The organism is Microbispora rosea (genome assembly GCF_044460045.1).
Taxonomy (GTDB): domain Bacteria; phylum Actinomycetota; class Actinomycetes; order Streptosporangiales; family Streptosporangiaceae; genus Microbispora; species Microbispora rosea.
In genome coordinates this window covers 82,893-99,283 of sequence record NZ_JBITJO010000009.1, presented here as the reverse complement: position 1 = coordinate 99,283, position 16,391 = coordinate 82,893, and the positions used below count along the sequence as shown (strand labels likewise).

Genomic DNA, 16,391 nt, shown 5'->3' with positions numbered 1-16,391 from the left:
GCCAGTAGGCCCATACGGGCCTACCTGGAATCGAACCAGGATTGAGAAGGAAGCCACCGAATGGCCTCACCCGCCGGGGCGCAAGGAAGGCGGGAGAGCTAGAACCAGCCCGGCGCCCGTACGGGCAGACCGGATCCAAAGAGTGAGAAGGAAGCCCTCCCATGGCCTTGCGGTCTGGACGATATCAGGCCGGGATCAACTCGTGCAGCGTGGCCGACGTGTAGATCCGCGCCCCTTCGGGGAGATCGGCGGGGGCCTCGAGCCCGATGTACGTGACCTGCCCGCCCGTTGAGGACGCGGAGGACCTGGCGCGGAGCAGGCCGACCAGGTAACCGACGCTGAGGTAGTGCCGCTCCACGATCGAGCGTACGAGCAGCGACGCGGTGATCCGGTTGCCCTCCACCTGGTTGAACGACGGACGGCCCGACAGGTAGAGGTGCAGCCACTTCACCCGCCAGGCATCGTCGTCCCCACGCAGGAAGACGAGCGGCAGCGCGATGCGGCCGGATCCACGCAGGTCGGACTTCATCCGCACGGTGCGCGGTTCGAACGGCCTGCCCTCCTGGGCGGCGTCCCTGGTCATGTAGCCGAAAAACGCCTCGGCGGCCTCGTCGAACGGCTCCCCCGCGTAGATGTGGACCTGCGGGATGATGATCGGCTTGGTCGCCCCGGCGAGACGTACGTCGACGAACTCCGACGCGCCGTCGGGGGCCTCGGTGAGGTCGCCCGAGTAGGTCGCGAAGTCGTTGGCGTAGGACGTCCACGAGATGTGGGTCGGGTTGTCATAGGTGGAGTCGAGCATCAGCGCGGACAGGTCGTAGTCGGTGCGCCGCTCGCGCTGCCGCCAGTGGACGAAGAATCGCAGCAGCTCACCCTCCACGGGCGACAACGACCCGCGGGGTAGCATCCCGAGCCCGGGCACGACGGCCTTGCCCGACAGGGGCAGCGCCACGTCGAGTACGGCGGGATCGACGATCAACTCGCCCGGGTCGGGCAGGCGGCGGCCGATCTCCTCATCCAGGATGGCGAGCATCCGGTTGAGGGCCTCCTCGTCGAGCGGGGCCCGGGTGTCGGATGTCGTCCACGCTCTGCCGTGCCGGTTGGTGAAGACCCGGTCCACGGGAGCGAGCCGGTTCTGCAGGTGCTCGCGCAGGGACAGCAGCACGCGGCCGGAGGCCTGGGCGGCGGCCCGCTCCGCCGCCTCCAGCACGGCGGAGCCGCCACCCGCACGCAACAGGTGGTCGAGGCGGCGCAGCAGTGCGCCGGGCGTGTGCTCCAGCAGCGACACGGCCTCTCCGGTACGGCCCGCGGCCAGCGCGGTCTCGACCCGGCTGCCGAAGCTCGCCGCCTTGCGCACTCCCCTGGCCACGTCGAAGACCTGGGCCGCCCGGGGGAACCGCGGGTGCTCGTGGGGGTGCAGCCGCTCGCCGAGCCGCTTCCACTGCTCCCGGTGGCGGAGCACGTCCCCGTGCTTGGCGGCCGGAACGGCGTCCAGGGCGGCCAGCAGGATGCGGCGTTCGGCACGGCGGAAGGAGCGCAGGCGGGTGGGGGTGGTCAAGGTGACGTCGCCGCCGGAGCAGAGCGCGGCCAGCCGAAGCACGTCCGTCACGGTGTCGACGAGCAGCGGCCGCCCGGCGGCCAGCCGTGCTTCGTTGATGACGGCCCGGTTCTCGCGCACCGGAACGCGTTCGGGCTGGTCGTCGGCGTGCAGGTCGGCGCAGAAGGCGGCCAGCGCGCGCAGAGCGGCCAGGTCTTCGGCGGCGAGCGGGACCTCGGACTCGGCCAGCGAGAGGTAGAGGTCTCGCGCTTCGTCCCGCAGGCTTCCGCCCAGCTCCAGCACCGTCACCCGGTCCTCGGCCAGGGAGACCAGCTCGGCGTGCGCCGCCAGCAGGTCGGCGTAGGTGTGCTGGTAGCTGCCGTACCGCGGCAGGTCCAGCAGGTTGAGGATGCCCGGCCGGACCCGGGCTGCGGCGACCGGGTCGAGCATGGCCTCGCGCAGCAGCCCCGCCCAGAACTCCAGGGTGTCCGGGACGTTTCTCGGGAAGTCGACGAAGTAGGCGTTGTGTTCGACGTGGTCGCCGACCAGGCGGCGGACCGCGGCCAGGACGCGCACGCCGAGGTCGATCACCTGCTCGCCGGGCAACCTGGCCAGGCGGTCGAGCAGCGCCGGCGAGCAGGTGAACCCGACGCTGAGCAGCGCCGCGTCGAGCTGGCGGGCGGCCACCTGACCCCAGCCGGAGGTCTCGTCCCCCGCGCCCTCGACGGGAACGCGGAGACGCCGAGCAATGATCAGAGCTTCCACGCACGCACGATATAGGGCGGATATGTGCTGTTCGCCACTGAAATAAGCAGCGCATGCCGATGACTTCCCGACGGCAGCGCGGCCTCCGTCTGCTGCTCCGTCACCATTCGATGAAGCCGGGCGGGACGTGGTCCACCAGCCAGACGCCGTTGGCGCTCACCCGGAAACGATGCCCCGCCGCATGCATCGCACCCGCGTCGACCACGAGCACGACCGGCTTTCCTCTGCGTGCGCCGACCCGGGTGGCGGTCTCCCGGTCCGGCGACAGGTGGACGTGATGGCGTGCCATCGGCCGCAGCCCCTCCGCGCGGATCGCCTCCGCGTTCCGGGCGACCGTACCGTGGTAGAGGATCGGGGGCGGCGCGACCACCGGCAGGTCGAGGTCGACGGGCACCGAGTGTCCCTGACTGGCCCGGATGCGATCGCCCTCGATCACGTATCGCCGCTTGTCGTTGCCGGCGACCACCTGCTCCAGCTCGGCGCGCGAGACCGGGAACCCGTGCGAGGCCGCCGCCGTCAGCAGCGCGTCGATGTCCACCCAGCCGTGCGCGTCGAGTTCGATGCCGATGCGCTCGGGCTGGTGGCGCAGATGCTTGGCGAGGTACTTCGAGACCCGCACCAGCCGCTGTTCGTCCACACCTTCCTCCAGTCCCCGGCGCCTCGCCGTCGAGATCACCCTATGGTGCCGGTCATGGACTGGGTCCAGCTCGATCCGAACGAGCAGATCGCTCCCGCCGAGCCGGTCGTGCCGTCCGATGGCCGAGCGGATGGTCCTCGCCCTGGCGGGCACGCCCGTACGCGATCCCCAGACCGGTCTCGACCCCGTCGGCACGAGCCACATCGAATGGCACAGCCGCCAGGTCTTCCGGACCCGGCGCGTCAGGGATAGCCGATAGGCTTCGGACCTTATGGACAGCTCGATCCTGGAGAAGGTCCGCGAGCTTCGCGGACAGGGCAACTCCCCCAAGCAGATCGCCCGGGCTCTGGGCATGGCGCCGGCCGCGGTCGCGCCGTACATCAGGGCGGTGGCCGAGCAGACGGGCGGGCAGGCCGCCGAACCCGAACTCGCGGGGTGCTGGATCAACGCGGGCTGGAGCGAGGGACTGGCCGTCCCGGACACGACCGGCTGGGCGGACGACGCCCCGGATGGCCAGGAGACCGCGGGCACGGTGAGCGTCGTGGTGGCGCGCAAGCACGGCTGGGACAAGCTGTCGGTCTGCGCCTATCTCGTCGACGTCTACTGCCTCGGCATCAAGCACGCCCTCGGCCCCGACGTGATGAGCGAGGTGGAGCTGCACCGCTTCCTGCCCAGGTATTTCAGGATCTACCCGCGCGGCTGGCGGGAGGCTCCGCTCGACCTGGCGCGGCACCTCGTCTTCGGCGCGGTCGACTACGCCCGCGATCTCGGCTTCGAGCCGGCGGCGGACTTCGCCGGGACGGCCGGGCATCTCGGCGCGTGGGAGGAGAAGTCGGCCATCACGTTCGGCAGGGACGGCAAGCCCCTCTACCTCGCGGGCCCGAACGACGACGTCAGGCACGTGGTGAAGACGCTGGAGCGGAGGGTCGGCCCGCCGCCCAACTTCGACTTCTTCGCCCCGATGCCGGAGTCGCAGATCTCCCTGGGCGGCCACCGGCTCACCCCCTGACGCCGGAGCGCATGAGGGGCCGGCCATGCCGGACCGGTTCGCTCATCTGTGCGCGAACAGACGGTCCGCCGCAGGGCCGGGCGTGCCAGACTGCCAGGCATGGCAGTCTCGGGCCGACCAGTGGTCATCGACATCCGGACGCGCCGGGCCGCCGAGGAGCGCGGCCCGGCGATCCCCGACGGCTCGGACCCGTTGCTGCGCACGGTGTACGGAGAGATCCTCCGCGACGAGCGGCTGGACCAGGACCGCACACTCGATGACGTGGCGCGTGCGGTGGGCATGTCGAAGCAGTATCTGTCGGAGGTCGAGCGCGGCCGGAAAGAGCCGTCCTCGGAGATGCTGCATTCGGTGTGCGACGCGCTCGGCTTGCCGATCGAGCACCTGCTCACCCGTGCCGTCCGGCGGATCACGGCGTCGCGGCGGATCGCGACCGGCCGGCCGTCGGGTACGCCACAGGCGCAGCTGCTGGCGGCGTGAGCGCTACGACGGCTCGCGGGTGTTGATCAGCTCGTCGGCCAGGCCGTACTCGACGGCCTCGCGAGCGCTGAAGACGCGGTCCCGGTCGGTGTCCTCGCGCAGCCGGGCGACGTCCACCCCGGTGTGGCGGCTGAGGATTTCCTCGGTCTGCGCGCGCACACGCATCACCTCGGCCGCCTGCAGCGTCAGGTCGGAGATGGTGCCCTGCCCCTGCGTGGACGGCTGGTGCAGCAACACGCGGGAGTGGCCGAGCATGAACCGCCGTCCGGGGGCGCCGGCGGCGAACAGCACCGCGGCGGCGGAGGCCGCCTGGCCCATGCAGTACGTCGCGACCTTCGCGCGGATGAACTGCATGGTGTCGTAGATCGCGAGCATCGCGGTCGACGAGCCGCCCGGGGAGTTGATGTACAGGTTGATCTCCTGGTCCGGGCTCTCCGCCTCCAGGTGCAGCAGCTGTGCCATCACGACGTTGGCGACACCGTCGTCGATCTCCGTGCCGAGGAAGATGATCCGCTCGTTGAGCAGCCGGCTGAAGATGTCGAACGACCGCTCCCCCACCGGGGTCTTCTCGACCACGTACGGGATCGTGTACTGGCTCATGACGAGAACCCCATCCGGTTGGGAACGGCGTACGGCGCGATGGTGGGGAAGGAGTCGACGATCGTGTCGATGATCCCGTAGTCGCGGGCCTGCTCCGGGGTGAACCAGCGGTCCCGGTCGCTGTCGGCGGCGATCTCCTCGATCGTGCGTCCCGTCTCCGCGGCGAGGATCTCCTCGGACTGCCGCTTCATGTACTTGAGGTTCTCGGCCTGGATGGAGATGTCGATCGCCGTGCCGCCGATGCCGGCCGACGGCTGGTGCATCATGATCCGGCTGTGCGCGAGACTGACCCGCTTGCCGTGCGTGCCGGAGGCCAGCAGCACCTGGCCCATGCTCGCCGCCATCCCCAGGGCGACGGTGACCACGTCGTTGGGCACCAGCTTCATCGTGTCGTAGATCGCCAGCCCGGCCAGCACCGACCCTCCCGGCGAATTGATGTACAGGACGATGTCACGTTCGGGGTCCGCCGAGGCGAGCAACACCATCTCGGCGCATGCCCGCTCGGCCATCTCGTCGTCGACCTCTCCTGTCAGCAGCAGGGTCCGTTGCTGGAACAGCTTCTCGTTCAGCCGATCCCGGTAACTCGTGCTCGGTGAAACACTCATGGCGCAGTTGTATCCGCCGCACCCCCGCGACCTGTCGATATGTCTGCTGAGGGCAGACCGGTTCGCCCCGCTCCGCCCGGCCGCGGGCGCGGGCGCCCTCCCGGCGCCGGACGCCGCGTCAGGCCGCCCGACGACCGCGCCGATCGCCGCTAGCCCACGTTTGTGGGGTTGTCTCACCCACTTCTCACCAGCACATACTCGACATACACCGCATTCCCGTCAGACAGAGAGGTGAAGGCATGGCCTTCGATCCGAGGGAAGCTCTGCGTGAAGCCGGCATCCTGAACAGCCCGCTGGCCGCCGAAGTCGAGGAGGCGTTCGCCACCTTGACTCGCGAGGAAGTCGCCCTGCTCATCTCGCTCAAGGACAAGCTCCCCACCGCGCTCCCCGGTGTGCTGGCGCACGCCGGCGCCGGTGGCGAGTGGTCGCGGCCCGAGGTCGAGGCCCACACCTATGTGGCGCCGGTCGAGGGCAAGTGCCTGTGCGGGGCCTGGTCGGGCTCCGGGTCCGGAGCGGAGTAGTCAGAACGGTTCGCGGGTGCGGCTCCGGCCGCGCGTCGCCCACAGAGTCTGGGGCCGCACCTGCGGCTGAGAGCGTAAAGGGGAATGATGCCTGGGAAACTGGCCCGGAACCGCTCGTTGATCGACGTACCGGCAGACCTGACCTACTTCGTGCACGACGGGAAGTACCTGGTCCTCAACCCGCAGGTGGGCGGCCGGTACGTCCTCGACGCGCGCGAGTTCGCCGTCCTGGCGGCCCTGGCCCGTCCCCGGGCGGACGGGGAGCCGGCCCCCCTCGACGAGACCGACGAGACCGATCGGATCCTCGCCAGGCTCATCCTGAACTGCATCGTCTACTACAACGGGAACCGTCCGAAGCTCAGCATCAGGGAGCCGGCGCTCCGCCAGGTGTATTACGCGATCACCGACGGATGCAACCTCCGCTGCCCGTACTGCTACGCCTCCTCCGAGAAGTGCCTTCCCGGGGAGCTCACCACCGCCGAGTCGCTCGACCTGGTCTCTCAGGTCGCCGCCATCGGGGCGAAGACGATGATCTTCACCGGCGGCGAGCCCATGCTCCGCAAGGACCTGTTCCGGATCGTGGAGCACGCCAACGACAGCGGGCTCACGTCGAACATCGTCACCAACGCCACGATGATCAGAAAGCCCGAGCAGGCCAAGCGGTTCGCCGAGCTGTTCGGCATGGTCACGGTGAGCGTCGACGGCGGCACGGCCGAGACCCACGACCGCACCCGCGGCGCCGGCTCCTTCGCCCGCACCTACCGCGCCCTGCGGCTGCTCAACGACGCCGGTGTGGTGCCGCGGATCAACCACATCGTCACCTCGGACAACGTGGACGAGCTGGAGGACTTCGCGAAGTTCGCCGAGGGCCTCGAGGTCCACAGCATCCGGCTGATGTACCACAACGACCTGGGCCGGGGCGAGACGGACGAGTACGACTTCGGCTGGGAAGACCACATGCGGATCCAGCGGATCACCTGGACGTCTCCGGCCGCGGGCAAGCTGCTGCCGGACGGCCCGAGGCCGATCACGCCGTGCTCGGTGAAGGCGAACTGCGGGATGGGCGGCAACGAGATCTACGTCAACTCGCTGGGCGACGTGTATCCCTGCAAGCTCGTCACCGGGCGGGCGCACCACGCGGGCAACGTACGGCGGCAGCCGCTGTCGGAGATCTTCGCCGGGCCGCTCCTGCGCCAGATGCGCACCAGCACCGTGCTCGGCGGCGACTACCACGCCGACTGCGCGAAGTGCTACATCAAGGCGTCCTGCGGCGGCGGATGCCGGGCCGCGCACATGGCCGAGTCGAGGGACCTGCGGCGCAACAGCCGTCACCAGTGCCGGATCCTGCGGCACGGCATCGCCACACAGCTGTGGCTGGAGGCCGGTGTCACCCCGTCGGAGCTCGCCGCCGACGACCGCGAGATGACGACACCCCGACTGGTCGTCAGCGGCGACGTCCATCCCGTCTTCGACGACTGGACGACCTACGTTCCCCCCTCGCGCGGCACCGTCAGGGTCGGCGAGTTGCTTCCCATCACGCCGGTATAGAGGAGGTCAGTGTGTCACTGCGGATCAGCGAGGCCGTGATCTGGCAGGAGACCGGGGAGGGTGTCTCGCTCTACCACACCGAGACGGGCGACTTCCACAGCCTGAACGACACCGGCTCCCGGATATGGAAGCTGGTGGCGAGCGACGGCGAGCGGGAGCCGGTCATGTTCAAGCTGTCCCGCGAGTTCGCCGGCAGCAACTCCGCGATGAGCAGGCGCATCGTCGCCGACGTCGAGGAGTTCATCGGCACCATGATCGAGCAGGGCTTCATCGAGGAGGTCCCGGCCGAGCAGCCCGCGGTCAAGGAGGAATCGCTGTCGTGACGCGCCCGCCGGCCCCGTGTCCGCCGATGCCGTGTCCGCCCCTGCCGTGTGCGCCGGGCGCGCGCCCGCCTGGCCTCGTCCGATGACCAGGGCGGTCGTCCTCGGCGGTGGCCTCGCGGGCGTGCTCGCCGCCACCGTGCTCGCCGGGCACGCGGACGAGGTGGTCCTGGTCGAAGGCGACCGCTATCCGTCCGGTCCGCGCCCCCGGCGGGGGCTGCCGCAGTCGCACCACAGTCACGTGCTCGTGGCCGGCGGCGCGCGGGCGCTGGACGCGTTGCTGCCCGGAACGGTCGACGCCCTCCTCGCGGACGGCGCTCATCTGCGGGATCTTCCCGGCGACGCCCTCATCTACTCCGCCGACGGCTGGTTCCGCCGCCTCCACACCGGCGCCCACCTGATCTCCTGCACCCGCGGGCTGCTGGACCAGGTGGTGCGGCGGCGTGCGCTCGGCGGCGGCGACGTCGAGGTCTGGGAGGACACTCGGGCGCTCGGGCTCACCGGAGACGAGGTCCGGGTCACCGGCGTCTCGGTCAGCAGGCAGGGCTCCCCGCCCGAGACCGTACGCGCGGACCTCGTCGTCGACGCGACGGGACGCCGGTCGCAGTCGCCTCGATGGCTCGCCGAGATCGGTGCCGCGGACATCGAGGAGGTGTCGGTCGCCACGGGGCTGGCCTACGCGACGCGCCTCTACCGGGCGCCCGTCGACCTGGCCACCACGATCCCGGCGATGATGCTGCACCCCGGCACAGAGAAGGGGCGGCCGGCTCGGGGGGCGACGCTGTTCCCCGTCGAGGACGGCCGATGGATCGTCACGCTGACCGGCACCCGTGGCGGCGAGCCGCCGACGGACGAGCAGGGCTACGCGGCCTTCGCGCGCTCGCTGCGCCACCCGATCGTGGCGGACCTCATGGCGGAGGCCACCCCCCTCGGCGTCGTCCGGCCGTATCGCGACACCGTCAACAGGAGGCGGTTCTTCGAGCGGGCGCGCCTGCCCGCCGGTTTCGCGGTCGTGGGCGACGCCGCCGTCGCGGTGAACCCGATCCACTCGCACGGGATGTCGGTCGCCGCGCTCGGCGCACTCAGGCTGCGCGAGGAGCTGGCGCGGCACGGAATCGGGCCGTCCCTGTTCGCGGGGCTCCAGGCCGCCCTCGCGGAGGAGGCGGAGCGGTCCTGGCGCATGGCAGTCGAGCAGGACACCCAGCGGGCTGGGCAGCAGGCCGGGCGACGGGCTGGGAGCCGCGTCGAAGAGCGGGCCGGGGACCGCGTCGCGGAGCAGGCCGGGGACCGCGTCGCGGAGCAGGCTGGCCGCGACGGCGCGCCACGGCGGGAGCCCAACGCGTTCGAACGGGAGATCCGCACCCGCCTGGCCCAGGCGAAGCTGAGCAGCCCGCGACTCGCCGCCGAGTTCTTCGGTGTCCAGACGTTGATCTCCGCCGGCACCGCGACGGACAGGTCGGAGATCGCCCGGGTGCTGACCGGGCGGCCGGAGCCCCTGCTCACCGACGAGGAGGCGATCGGGCAGTACCCGGCCCTGGCCGCATGGCGGCGCACCCGCCTCACCGCCGCCACCCGGTGAACCCCCGCACCCAACTGTGATCGCCACCCCGCCGCCGAAGCCGTGTGCCGTTTGGCGGCGATCTCCGGAATGGCGTGGCGTCTTACTCGCGGACACGCCGGCAACCACGCCCCCTGAATCGCCCGATCAACGTTTTCCAATTCGCGTCAGAGGCATCAAGCCGGCGTGACGCTGTTACCGAGGGCAGGCGTTCTGCGGGGGGACCGTGTACTTCGGGGGGTCGTCCATATTCCTGCCGTAACCCTGACCCGTCCAGTACACCCCTAGTACAGCCTTGGGCACACCCGCCGATAGGACGATCGGAAAATCCGAAACATACTTCTGGCCATCGAGTGTTCTCCCCTGAACCACCAACTGCCACGTCTCTTCGTACGTGTCCGTGGCCGGGAGATGCACCGATTGCTTCACGATGGGCTTGTCTCCAGGCAGCAGACACCGCCCCAAGGCGTCCTTCAGAAGAGTCTCACATGTCCCTGTGCTGCGCGCGAATTTAGAGCAGAAATCGGCGACGCCGTTCTTGCCGACTCCAGCGACGACTTCCGCGAGGACCGACTCCGCCATCTCCGGCGTGAACGCGACCGCAGAAGGTGGTTTTGACGGCTCCGGCGCAAATGTGCAGCCGGCTGCCATCAGTGCGGCCACTGCCGTTACCGCGATTCGACGCACGATGATTCGACGCACGATCGGGAGCATATTCCTCTTTCGGGGCATGCCGCACGGCATGCGGCGGCGATAGCCCGCGGGAAATCCGGTCCGCCGAGAGCAGGCGCCCGCCGAAATCACACGCCCGCAGCCACCTGCGCGGTCTCTGGGGAGCGCTCAGGCAGGTTTCGCGACGAGGGCCCTGATCTCCGATCCCCCCAGCGGCGGTGTGACCCTGGTCAGGTCGAAGCCCGCCGCGGCGAGCAGGTCCCGGAACTCGGTCACGCCGCGTTCCCTTCCGCCGGTGTAGACGAGCATGGCGATGTCGCTCATGACGGCTCCCGCCGCCTCCGGCGTGCCGAGGCCGGACGGCATCACCGGCTCCAGCACGAGCAGCCTGCCGTCCGCCGCGATCGACCTGCGGCAACTGCGCAGGATGGCGATGCAGCGCCGGTCGTCCCAGTCGTGCAGGACGCCCTTGACCAGCATCACGTCGCCCTCGGGCACGGCCTCGAAGAAGTCGCCGGCCTCGATGGAGCACCGGTCGGACAGCCCCGCCCGCCGGAGCTCCTCGGCGGCGCCCGCGACCCCGTCAGCGGTGTCGAACAGGACTCCCTTGAGGCCCGGGGTCGCGGCCAGCACCGCGGCGAGCAGCGCGCCGTTCCCGCCGCCGATGTCCACCACGGTGTGGGCGCGGCCGAAGTCGTACGCCCTGGGGAGCGCGGGCGCGATCCGCTCGGTGCCCTCGTGCATCGCCCTGTTGAACACCGCCGACAGCTCCGGGTGGCGGGCGAGGTGGTCGAACAGCGGCCTGCCGTGCGCGTGGTCCCACGCCGCCTCACCGGTCCGCACGCTGTCGGTCAGCGCCCCCCATGCCCGCCAGGTGTCCGGGTCGCCGAGCAGCAGGAGGCTGGAGCGCATCGACCACGGATGGTCCGCGCGCAGCGGCTGCCCCTGCTCGGTCAGCCCGAACCACCCGGGCTCCCCCTCCTCCACCACGCCCAGCACCGCCAGTGCGCGCAGCAACCGGCCCAGCGCGTGCGGGTCGGACCCGGTCGACTCCGCGAGCAGCGTCACCGGCGCGGGCCCCTCGGCCAGCAGGTCCGGCACGCCGAGCCGTACGGCGGCGTAGAGGATCTGCGAGGACTGGTAGCCGAACGCCTTCCGGGACAGGGTGGCGTACCCTGCGAGGCCTCGCGGTCGGTCGCTCATGGGCCGGCTCCTTTCGGCGTCCGACAGGTGGTCTCGCGAGCGCGCAGCCGCAGGGGCAGGCGGCGTACGCCGTGCAGGAACAGGTCGGGCGTCCACTCCAGGTCGGCGGGATCGACCGCCAGGTCGATCCCGGGAAAGCGGCGCACCAGCGCGCCGATGGCCGCCGCGGCCTGCAGCCGCGCCAGCGCCGCGCCGAGGCAGAAGTGGGCACCGTGACCGAAGCCCAGGTGACGGTTCGGGCTGCGGCCGATGTCGAAGAGGTCCGGCCGGGGAAAAGCCGCGGGATCGCGGTTGGCCGCCAGCAGCACCGGCACCACGATGTCCCCGCGCGGGATCACGGCGCCGCCGATCTCGACGTCGGCGAGCGCGTACAGCGGCCGGGAGTGCCCGACGGGGCCGTTGTACCGCAGCGCCTCCTCGACCATCGAGCCGATCAGCTTCGGGCACGCGCGCAGCCGCTCCAGCTGGCGAGGGTGCCGCAGCAGCTCCAGCACGCCGTTCCCGATCAGGTTGACCGTCGTCTCGTCCCCGGCGAGCAGCAGCTGGAACACGCTGGAGACCAGTTCGATGCGGCTGATCCCGCCCGCCCGCTCCGCCTCGGCGAGCCGGGACAGCAGGTCCTCCCCCGGGTGCGCCCGCCGCTCTTCGATCCTCTCGTTGGCGTACGCCATGAACTCCATGCCGGCGCGGCGCACCCGGAACGGGTCCCCGCTGCCCACGATCTCGTCGCTCCACCCCCGCAGCCGGGCGCGGTCCTCGAAGGGCAGGCCGAGCAGCTCGGCGACGACCAGGATCGGCAGCGGCAGCGCCAGGTCCCGGATCAGGTCGGCCTCGCCTCCGGCTGCCGCCATGCCGTCCACCAGCTCGCCCGCGACCCGGTTGACGTGCCGCTCCAGCACGGCCACCGTACGGACGCCGAAGGCGGGCGCCATCAGCCGGCGGATGCGCGTGTGGTCGGGCGGGTCGAGATGGAACACGTTGCGCCGCAGCATGGCCAGCGGGTCGCGGCTCTCCGCCCGGCGGTGCGGCGCGGCGAGATCGGGGGGCAGCCGGTCGAGCTGACGCCCGACGTCCGGGTCCAGCAGGACGCGCTGCACGTCGGCGTACCGCGTCAGATACCACAGCACCCGGCCGCTCGCCGGGCTCACGTACCGGTAGACCGGCGCGTGCCTGCGCATGCGATGGAACAGCGGGTGGGGGTTCGGACGATGCCGCGCGGCCGCCGGGTCGAACGGCTGCTCAAGCGTGATCGCGGTCATGACCCTCCCCTCACGGAGCGCGCCGGCGGTTCTGGGCACGCCGTCCGCCGGTCGTCCCCCCGGTCGTCGTCAGCGGCTCCCGTACGCACGGTCGCGCCCCCTCCTCAGTCGTCCCGCAGGCGGCCTCGTCCCTCGGCCCACCGCTCCGCTCATTCGCCGGCTCACCGTTCGGGGGCACGCGCGCGTTGGACGTCGAGGGCGAAGAACCTCCTGACGGTGTGTCCCAGGTCCGGCATGCCGGTGAAGCCCCGCCGGGCAAGCTCCACCTCGGCCGAGGTTCCCTTGCGGTGCCAGTGGCGCAGGAAGATCTTCGCGCAGATCTCCGGCGGTGGGACGGCGAGCCTGCCCCGGGCCCGCTCCGCGGCCTCGTCGGCGCGCTCGACGATCTCGGACCACTCGTGCCAGTGGCCCGACTCCCTGACCCGTTCAAGGACGACCGGCCTCCAGTCTTCGGACTGCCAGACCGGCCAGACCCGTACCATGACCAGCCGGAGCTGCTCGGCGACGGGGAGGGCGGCGAGCTCCGTTTCCGTGAGCCACGACGCGAGGACGGGCGGCAGGGCCGCGGACTCGGCGACCCCGAGCCGGGCGCGAGTGTACGCATCCAGGCCGAGGCCCTGAGCTGCGGCGAAGTCCGACAGCAGACCGGTCAGCGCCTCCTCGTGCAGGCGGGGGTAGTCGTCGCCGAACAGCCGCCCCGCGTTCACGACGTCCAGGTCGGTCATCCACCTGCCGGGCGCGTACTCGCGCCTCGACCGCCATCGCAGGGCCTCGTAGTGGGTGATCCCCGTCAGCGCCGTGCCGGCCGCCCAGGCCGTTGACCCCTCGCCCGGCCCCTTTCCGAACATTTCGCCGGGCCTCCCGGCGAGGCGCTCGCCGACCGCGCGCAGCGCCGCCATCGCGTCCCGCCGCTTGACGTCCCACTCTCCCGTGCCGATCAGCCGCTCCAGCGTCGCGAGATGGTCGCGGTCGCCGGAGTCCACCGCCGCGTCCAGCTCGCGCCAGGTCCGCCGCATGAAGGGCAGCGCCTTCGCGGCCCGCACGATCCGCTCCCCGGCCGCCGCCGGGACCAGCCCCGTGCGCGCCCCCTCGCGGCAGCCGTACCGGATGTTGACCAGCGCCACCGTCCCGGCGGGGTATCCCCGCTCGGCCGGTCCGTGCACCACGGCGACCTCGTCGTCCCCGTCGACCTCCCCGGTCGCGTACATGTCGAACACGGTGCCGGCGCCGCTCATGCCGTACGGGCTCAGCTCCGCCGCGCGTAACGCGCCCATGCTGGCCGCCCCGATGACGTGCACGCCCTCGTCGAGCAGCCAGAGGATCTCCTTGTGGCCCACCGACAGCCGTTCGCGGTAGTAGCCGTCGATGATGACGGCGGTGTCGTCGGGGCTCCAGGCCTCGGCGAGGAGGTCGCCGCGGGCCACGGGCGGCCGCACCCGCGCGTGCGGCACGACGCCCAGGACCTCGTCGCGGGAGATCGTCGGGCCGGTGTAGACGACCACGTCCGGCGCGCTCATCAGGACACCCCGCTCATCAGAAGACCCCGCCTCATCAGAAGACCCCGGCCCATCAGAAGACCCCGGCCCATCAGAAGACCCCGGCTCATCAGAAAACCTCCGCGCAGACGCGGCTCCCCGGCGCCAGCACCCTGACGACCGGGACGCCGACGTCCTCCCTCGTCAGGTCGACGACGAGGGGCGCGTGCGAGAAGGCGACCGTGGCCCGTTTCACCACGTCCTCCAGGTCGTCGACCAAGCTCTCGTGCGCGTGGACGGGCGATATCGGCGCTCCTGCCTCCTCGGCCGGCTCCGGCCGGCGCTTGGCGCCCAGGTCGTCCTGGATGTCGGGCCGCAGGTCGTCACGCGCGCCCGAGACGTAGCCCAGCCTGGCCTGCGCGGCCTCGGTGAGGGCGCGGCTGAGCGCGATCTCCGAGCTCAGGTGGCAGCCGAAGCCCAGGAACGGCGGAGGGTAGTCGTCACAGGTGATCCGGGCGACGAAGCACGGCAGCCCGGTCGGCGAGGTCAGGGACCTCGCCTCCAGGCGGACGCCTGCCCGTTCCATCGTCACGCAGAGGTCGTCGACCACCGGAGATCCGAGCGAGCGGGGGTCGACCCGGACGCCCCGGTCGCCGCCGGTGACGAAGGCCGTCACCGCGTCCCGCTCGATCACCTCGTACAACGCGTGCAGTACGGCCTCCGCCTGGGTGTTCCCGCTGGCCAGACCGTTGGTCGAGGAGAAGAACGCCGGCGCGTTCCAGCCCCTCCTGCGGACGAGGGTGAACTCCACCACGTCCCTCGGCACGAGGATCCGCGACCCGTCGACCAGCGACCTGGCGGCGACCCACTCCACCGGCAGGCCGTCGTGCAGCAGGGTCGGCGTGCACAGCGGGAGGGCGCGGACGTCGTAGCCCAGCTCTCCGGCCACGTCGCGGGGGGAGGCCGTCGCGACCGGGCTCATCGGCTGCTCCGCGTGCCACAGCTCGATGGCCTCCATCATCGCGGACAGCTTCGCCAGGTCGGGTGTGACGCCCTTCCCCTGGGAGACGGCGAGGGTCCGGGCCGTGGGCCTTATCGCCTGGAAGGTAGGGATGCCGAGGGTGTCGAGCATCGTGATGTCCGCGACCCTGGTGACCCCCGCCCTGCGCGCGGCACGGCCGGCCATCTCCAGCGACGCGGCCGGGTCCCGGGCCCGGTCCGTCCCCGGCAACCGGACCTTCGACTCGTCGGAAAGGGAGAGGATCCACGAGTGGGAGGAGGTGTCTGTCCGCATCGTCCCCTTGCCCTGGTCGAGGTGAGGTGCCGAGGTGAGGTGCCGGATCGGGCCGGCCGGGCCGGCGAGTGCGGGTGCTGGTGCTGGTGCTGGTGCGCTCAGATGTTGCCGGCGCGCTTGAGCAGGGCCCGGCCGCCCACGGCGTAGCCGACGACCGCCATGACGGCCAGCACGAGCAGATCCGCCCATGCCTCGCCGAAACCGAAGACGGCGCCGTCCCGCATGCCGTTGATCGCGTACGTCAGCGGGTTGACCACGGAGACCCACTGCAGCACGGTGGGCATGCTCTCGGTGGTGTACATCGAGGGGGCGCTGAAGACGAGAACGGGCATCGACACGTTCGACAGCACCATGAACGCCTGGTAGTCCGTGATCGTGATCGCGGCCGCCAGGTAGAGCCCGTTGAGCGCCAGGGCCGACAGCGTGAGCGCCGTCAGCAGCGCGAGCCAGTTCTCCGGGCCGAACGGAAGGTCGAACATGATCGCGGCGACGGCGAGGCCGAGCAGGGTCTGCCCCAGCACGAGCGACACTCCGGCGATCATCTTGCCGAGCAGGAAACGCGACCTGCGCATGGGGTACGACCACAACTGGGTGGCCACCCCGCTCATCTCCTCCTGGAACACCGCCATGGCGGACGTGCCGGCCGCGCTGACGACCGACATCGCCAGCGTCATGGGGAGCAGGAAGACCGCGAACCCCACGCTGACGCCCTTGTAGTCGACGACCCTGACGAGGTTGCTCAGCGAGGTGTTCACCAGCAGCAGGTACACCAGCATCGGCGTCAGGCCGAGGATGAGGTAGACCCGGTTGCGGGCGAGCAGCGCGTACTCCCGGTAGAGCACCGCGGACAGGTCCGCCGCCCTCGCGGTCCTTGCGGGGGGCGCGGTGTGGAAGTGCAGCCCGGCGGCCAT

At 71.1% G+C, this 16,391-nt stretch carries 16 protein-coding genes and 1 pseudogene; 7 read left to right on the top strand and 10 right to left on the bottom strand.

Going from position 1 to position 16,391, the window contains the following annotated elements:
- Window positions 1-184: 184 nt before the first annotated feature.
- Complete coding sequence (locus tag ACIBK1_RS31055) at window positions 185-2,302, bottom strand: hypothetical protein (RefSeq protein WP_396739241.1); 2,118 nt, start codon at window positions 2,300-2,302, stop codon at window positions 185-187.
- A 100-nt stretch (window positions 2,303-2,402) separates the two neighbouring features.
- Window positions 2,403-2,939 carry an RNA 2'-phosphotransferase gene (locus tag ACIBK1_RS31050; RefSeq protein WP_396739239.1) on the bottom strand — a complete coding sequence of 179 codons (537 nt, stop codon included), beginning with the start codon at window positions 2,937-2,939 and terminating at the stop codon, window positions 2,403-2,405.
- A 115-nt stretch (window positions 2,940-3,054) separates the two neighbouring features.
- Between ACIBK1_RS31050 and ACIBK1_RS31045 the strand changes: the two are divergent.
- The 3 genes and pseudogenes from ACIBK1_RS31045 to ACIBK1_RS31035 form a co-directional block, all read left to right on the top strand.
- A pseudogene (locus ACIBK1_RS31045) lies at window positions 3,055-3,191 on the top strand (phosphorothioated DNA-binding restriction endonuclease); the annotation flags it as partial.
- A 19-nt stretch (window positions 3,192-3,210) separates the two neighbouring features.
- Window positions 3,211-3,948, top strand: a complete 738-nt coding sequence (locus tag ACIBK1_RS31040) for a helix-turn-helix domain-containing protein (protein ID WP_396739237.1) — start codon at window positions 3,211-3,213, stop codon at window positions 3,946-3,948.
- A gap of 99 nt (window positions 3,949-4,047) precedes the next feature.
- Window positions 4,048-4,425: a helix-turn-helix domain-containing protein gene (locus ACIBK1_RS31035; RefSeq protein ID WP_083744317.1), complete on the top strand. Its 378-nt coding sequence runs from the start codon at window positions 4,048-4,050 to the stop codon at window positions 4,423-4,425.
- A gap of 3 nt (window positions 4,426-4,428) precedes the next feature.
- Here ACIBK1_RS31035 and ACIBK1_RS31030 read toward each other — a convergent pair whose 3' ends face one another.
- A complete protein-coding gene (locus tag ACIBK1_RS31030) occupies window positions 4,429-5,025 on the bottom strand; it encodes a ClpP family protease (protein WP_030506642.1) in 597 nt (198 codons plus the stop codon).
- Entirely contained in the window at window positions 5,022-5,630 is a 609-nt protein-coding gene (locus ACIBK1_RS31025; protein WP_030506643.1) for a ClpP family protease, read from the bottom strand. The genes ACIBK1_RS31030 and ACIBK1_RS31025 overlap by 4 nt, the downstream gene beginning before the upstream one ends.
- Before the next feature lie 239 nt (window positions 5,631-5,869).
- On the opposite strand from ACIBK1_RS31025, the gene ACIBK1_RS31020 reads away from it, so the two are divergent.
- The 4 genes from ACIBK1_RS31020 to ACIBK1_RS31005 all read left to right on the top strand — a co-directional run bounded on the left by ACIBK1_RS31020 (window position 5,870) and on the right by ACIBK1_RS31005 (window position 9,598).
- Window positions 5,870-6,151: a StsA-related sactipeptide RiPP gene (locus ACIBK1_RS31020; protein WP_030506644.1), complete on the top strand. Its 282-nt coding sequence runs from the start codon at window positions 5,870-5,872 to the stop codon at window positions 6,149-6,151.
- A gap of 87 nt (window positions 6,152-6,238) precedes the next feature.
- On the top strand, window positions 6,239-7,699 hold the full coding sequence (stsB, locus tag ACIBK1_RS31015; protein ID WP_030506645.1) for a StsB family radical SAM/SPASM domain sactipeptide maturase: 1,461 nt from the start codon (window positions 6,239-6,241) through the stop codon (window positions 7,697-7,699).
- A gap of 11 nt (window positions 7,700-7,710) precedes the next feature.
- Complete coding sequence (locus ACIBK1_RS31010; protein WP_030506646.1) at window positions 7,711-8,022, top strand: PqqD family protein; 312 nt, start codon at window positions 7,711-7,713, stop codon at window positions 8,020-8,022.
- 82 nt (window positions 8,023-8,104) lie between these two features.
- On the top strand, window positions 8,105-9,598 hold the full coding sequence (locus tag ACIBK1_RS31005) for an NAD(P)/FAD-dependent oxidoreductase (RefSeq protein ID WP_396739235.1): 1,494 nt from the start codon (window positions 8,105-8,107) through the stop codon (window positions 9,596-9,598).
- A 174-nt stretch (window positions 9,599-9,772) separates the two neighbouring features.
- Here ACIBK1_RS31005 and ACIBK1_RS31000 read toward each other — a convergent pair whose 3' ends face one another.
- From ACIBK1_RS31000 to ACIBK1_RS30975, 6 genes are all read right to left on the bottom strand, one after another.
- Window positions 9,773-10,279, bottom strand: coding sequence for a hypothetical protein (locus ACIBK1_RS31000; protein ID WP_396739233.1), 507 nt, complete (start codon window positions 10,277-10,279; stop codon window positions 9,773-9,775).
- A gap of 138 nt (window positions 10,280-10,417) precedes the next feature.
- Window positions 10,418-11,452 (bottom strand): methyltransferase, encoded by a 1,035-nt coding sequence (locus ACIBK1_RS30995; protein WP_396739231.1) that lies wholly within the window; start codon window positions 11,450-11,452, stop codon window positions 10,418-10,420.
- On the bottom strand, window positions 11,449-12,711 hold the full coding sequence (locus tag ACIBK1_RS30990; protein WP_396739229.1) for a cytochrome P450: 1,263 nt from the start codon (window positions 12,709-12,711) through the stop codon (window positions 11,449-11,451). The genes ACIBK1_RS30995 and ACIBK1_RS30990 overlap by 4 nt, the downstream gene beginning before the upstream one ends.
- A 161-nt stretch (window positions 12,712-12,872) precedes the next feature.
- A complete protein-coding gene (locus tag ACIBK1_RS30985; protein ID WP_396739227.1) occupies window positions 12,873-14,228 on the bottom strand; it encodes a TfuA-like protein in 1,356 nt (451 codons plus the stop codon).
- Window positions 14,229-14,316: 88 nt separating this feature from the next.
- Window positions 14,317-15,480, bottom strand: a complete 1,164-nt coding sequence (locus tag ACIBK1_RS30980; protein WP_396739225.1) for a YcaO-like family protein — start codon at window positions 15,478-15,480, stop codon at window positions 14,317-14,319.
- A 98-nt stretch (window positions 15,481-15,578) separates the two neighbouring features.
- Window positions 15,579-16,391: an ABC transporter permease gene (locus ACIBK1_RS30975; RefSeq protein ID WP_030506652.1), complete on the bottom strand. Its 813-nt coding sequence runs from the start codon at window positions 16,389-16,391 to the stop codon at window positions 15,579-15,581.

Bases quoted from the DNA above. Each gene is read 5' to 3' on its own strand.
- ACIBK1_RS31025 (WP_030506643.1), bottom strand. From the start codon at position 5,630: ATGAGTGTTTCACCGAGCACGAGTTACCGGGATCGGCTGAACGAGAAG.
- ACIBK1_RS30990 (WP_396739229.1), bottom strand. From the start codon at position 12,711: ATGACCGCGATCACGCTTGAGCAGCCGTTCGACCCGGCGGCCGCGCGG.
- ACIBK1_RS31005 (WP_396739235.1), top strand. From the start codon at position 8,105: ATGACCAGGGCGGTCGTCCTCGGCGGTGGCCTCGCGGGCGTGCTCGCC.
- ACIBK1_RS30995 (WP_396739231.1), bottom strand. From the start codon at position 11,452: ATGAGCGACCGACCGCGAGGCCTCGCAGGGTACGCCACCCTGTCCCGG.
- ACIBK1_RS31040 (WP_396739237.1), top strand. From the start codon at position 3,211: ATGGACAGCTCGATCCTGGAGAAGGTCCGCGAGCTTCGCGGACAGGGC.
- ACIBK1_RS30980 (WP_396739225.1), bottom strand. From the start codon at position 15,480: ATGCGGACAGACACCTCCTCCCACTCGTGGATCCTCTCCCTTTCCGAC.
- ACIBK1_RS30985 (WP_396739227.1), bottom strand. From the start codon at position 14,228: ATGAGCGCGCCGGACGTGGTCGTCTACACCGGCCCGACGATCTCCCGC.
- ACIBK1_RS31030 (WP_030506642.1), bottom strand. From the start codon at position 5,025: ATGAGCCAGTACACGATCCCGTACGTGGTCGAGAAGACCCCGGTGGGG.
- ACIBK1_RS30975 (WP_030506652.1), bottom strand. From the start codon at position 16,391: ATGGCCGCCGGGCTGCACTTCCACACCGCGCCCCCCGCAAGGACCGCG.
- ACIBK1_RS31020 (WP_030506644.1), top strand. From the start codon at position 5,870: ATGGCCTTCGATCCGAGGGAAGCTCTGCGTGAAGCCGGCATCCTGAAC.
- ACIBK1_RS31035 (WP_083744317.1), top strand. From the start codon at position 4,048: ATGGCAGTCTCGGGCCGACCAGTGGTCATCGACATCCGGACGCGCCGG.
- stsB (WP_030506645.1), top strand. From the start codon at position 6,239: ATGCCTGGGAAACTGGCCCGGAACCGCTCGTTGATCGACGTACCGGCA.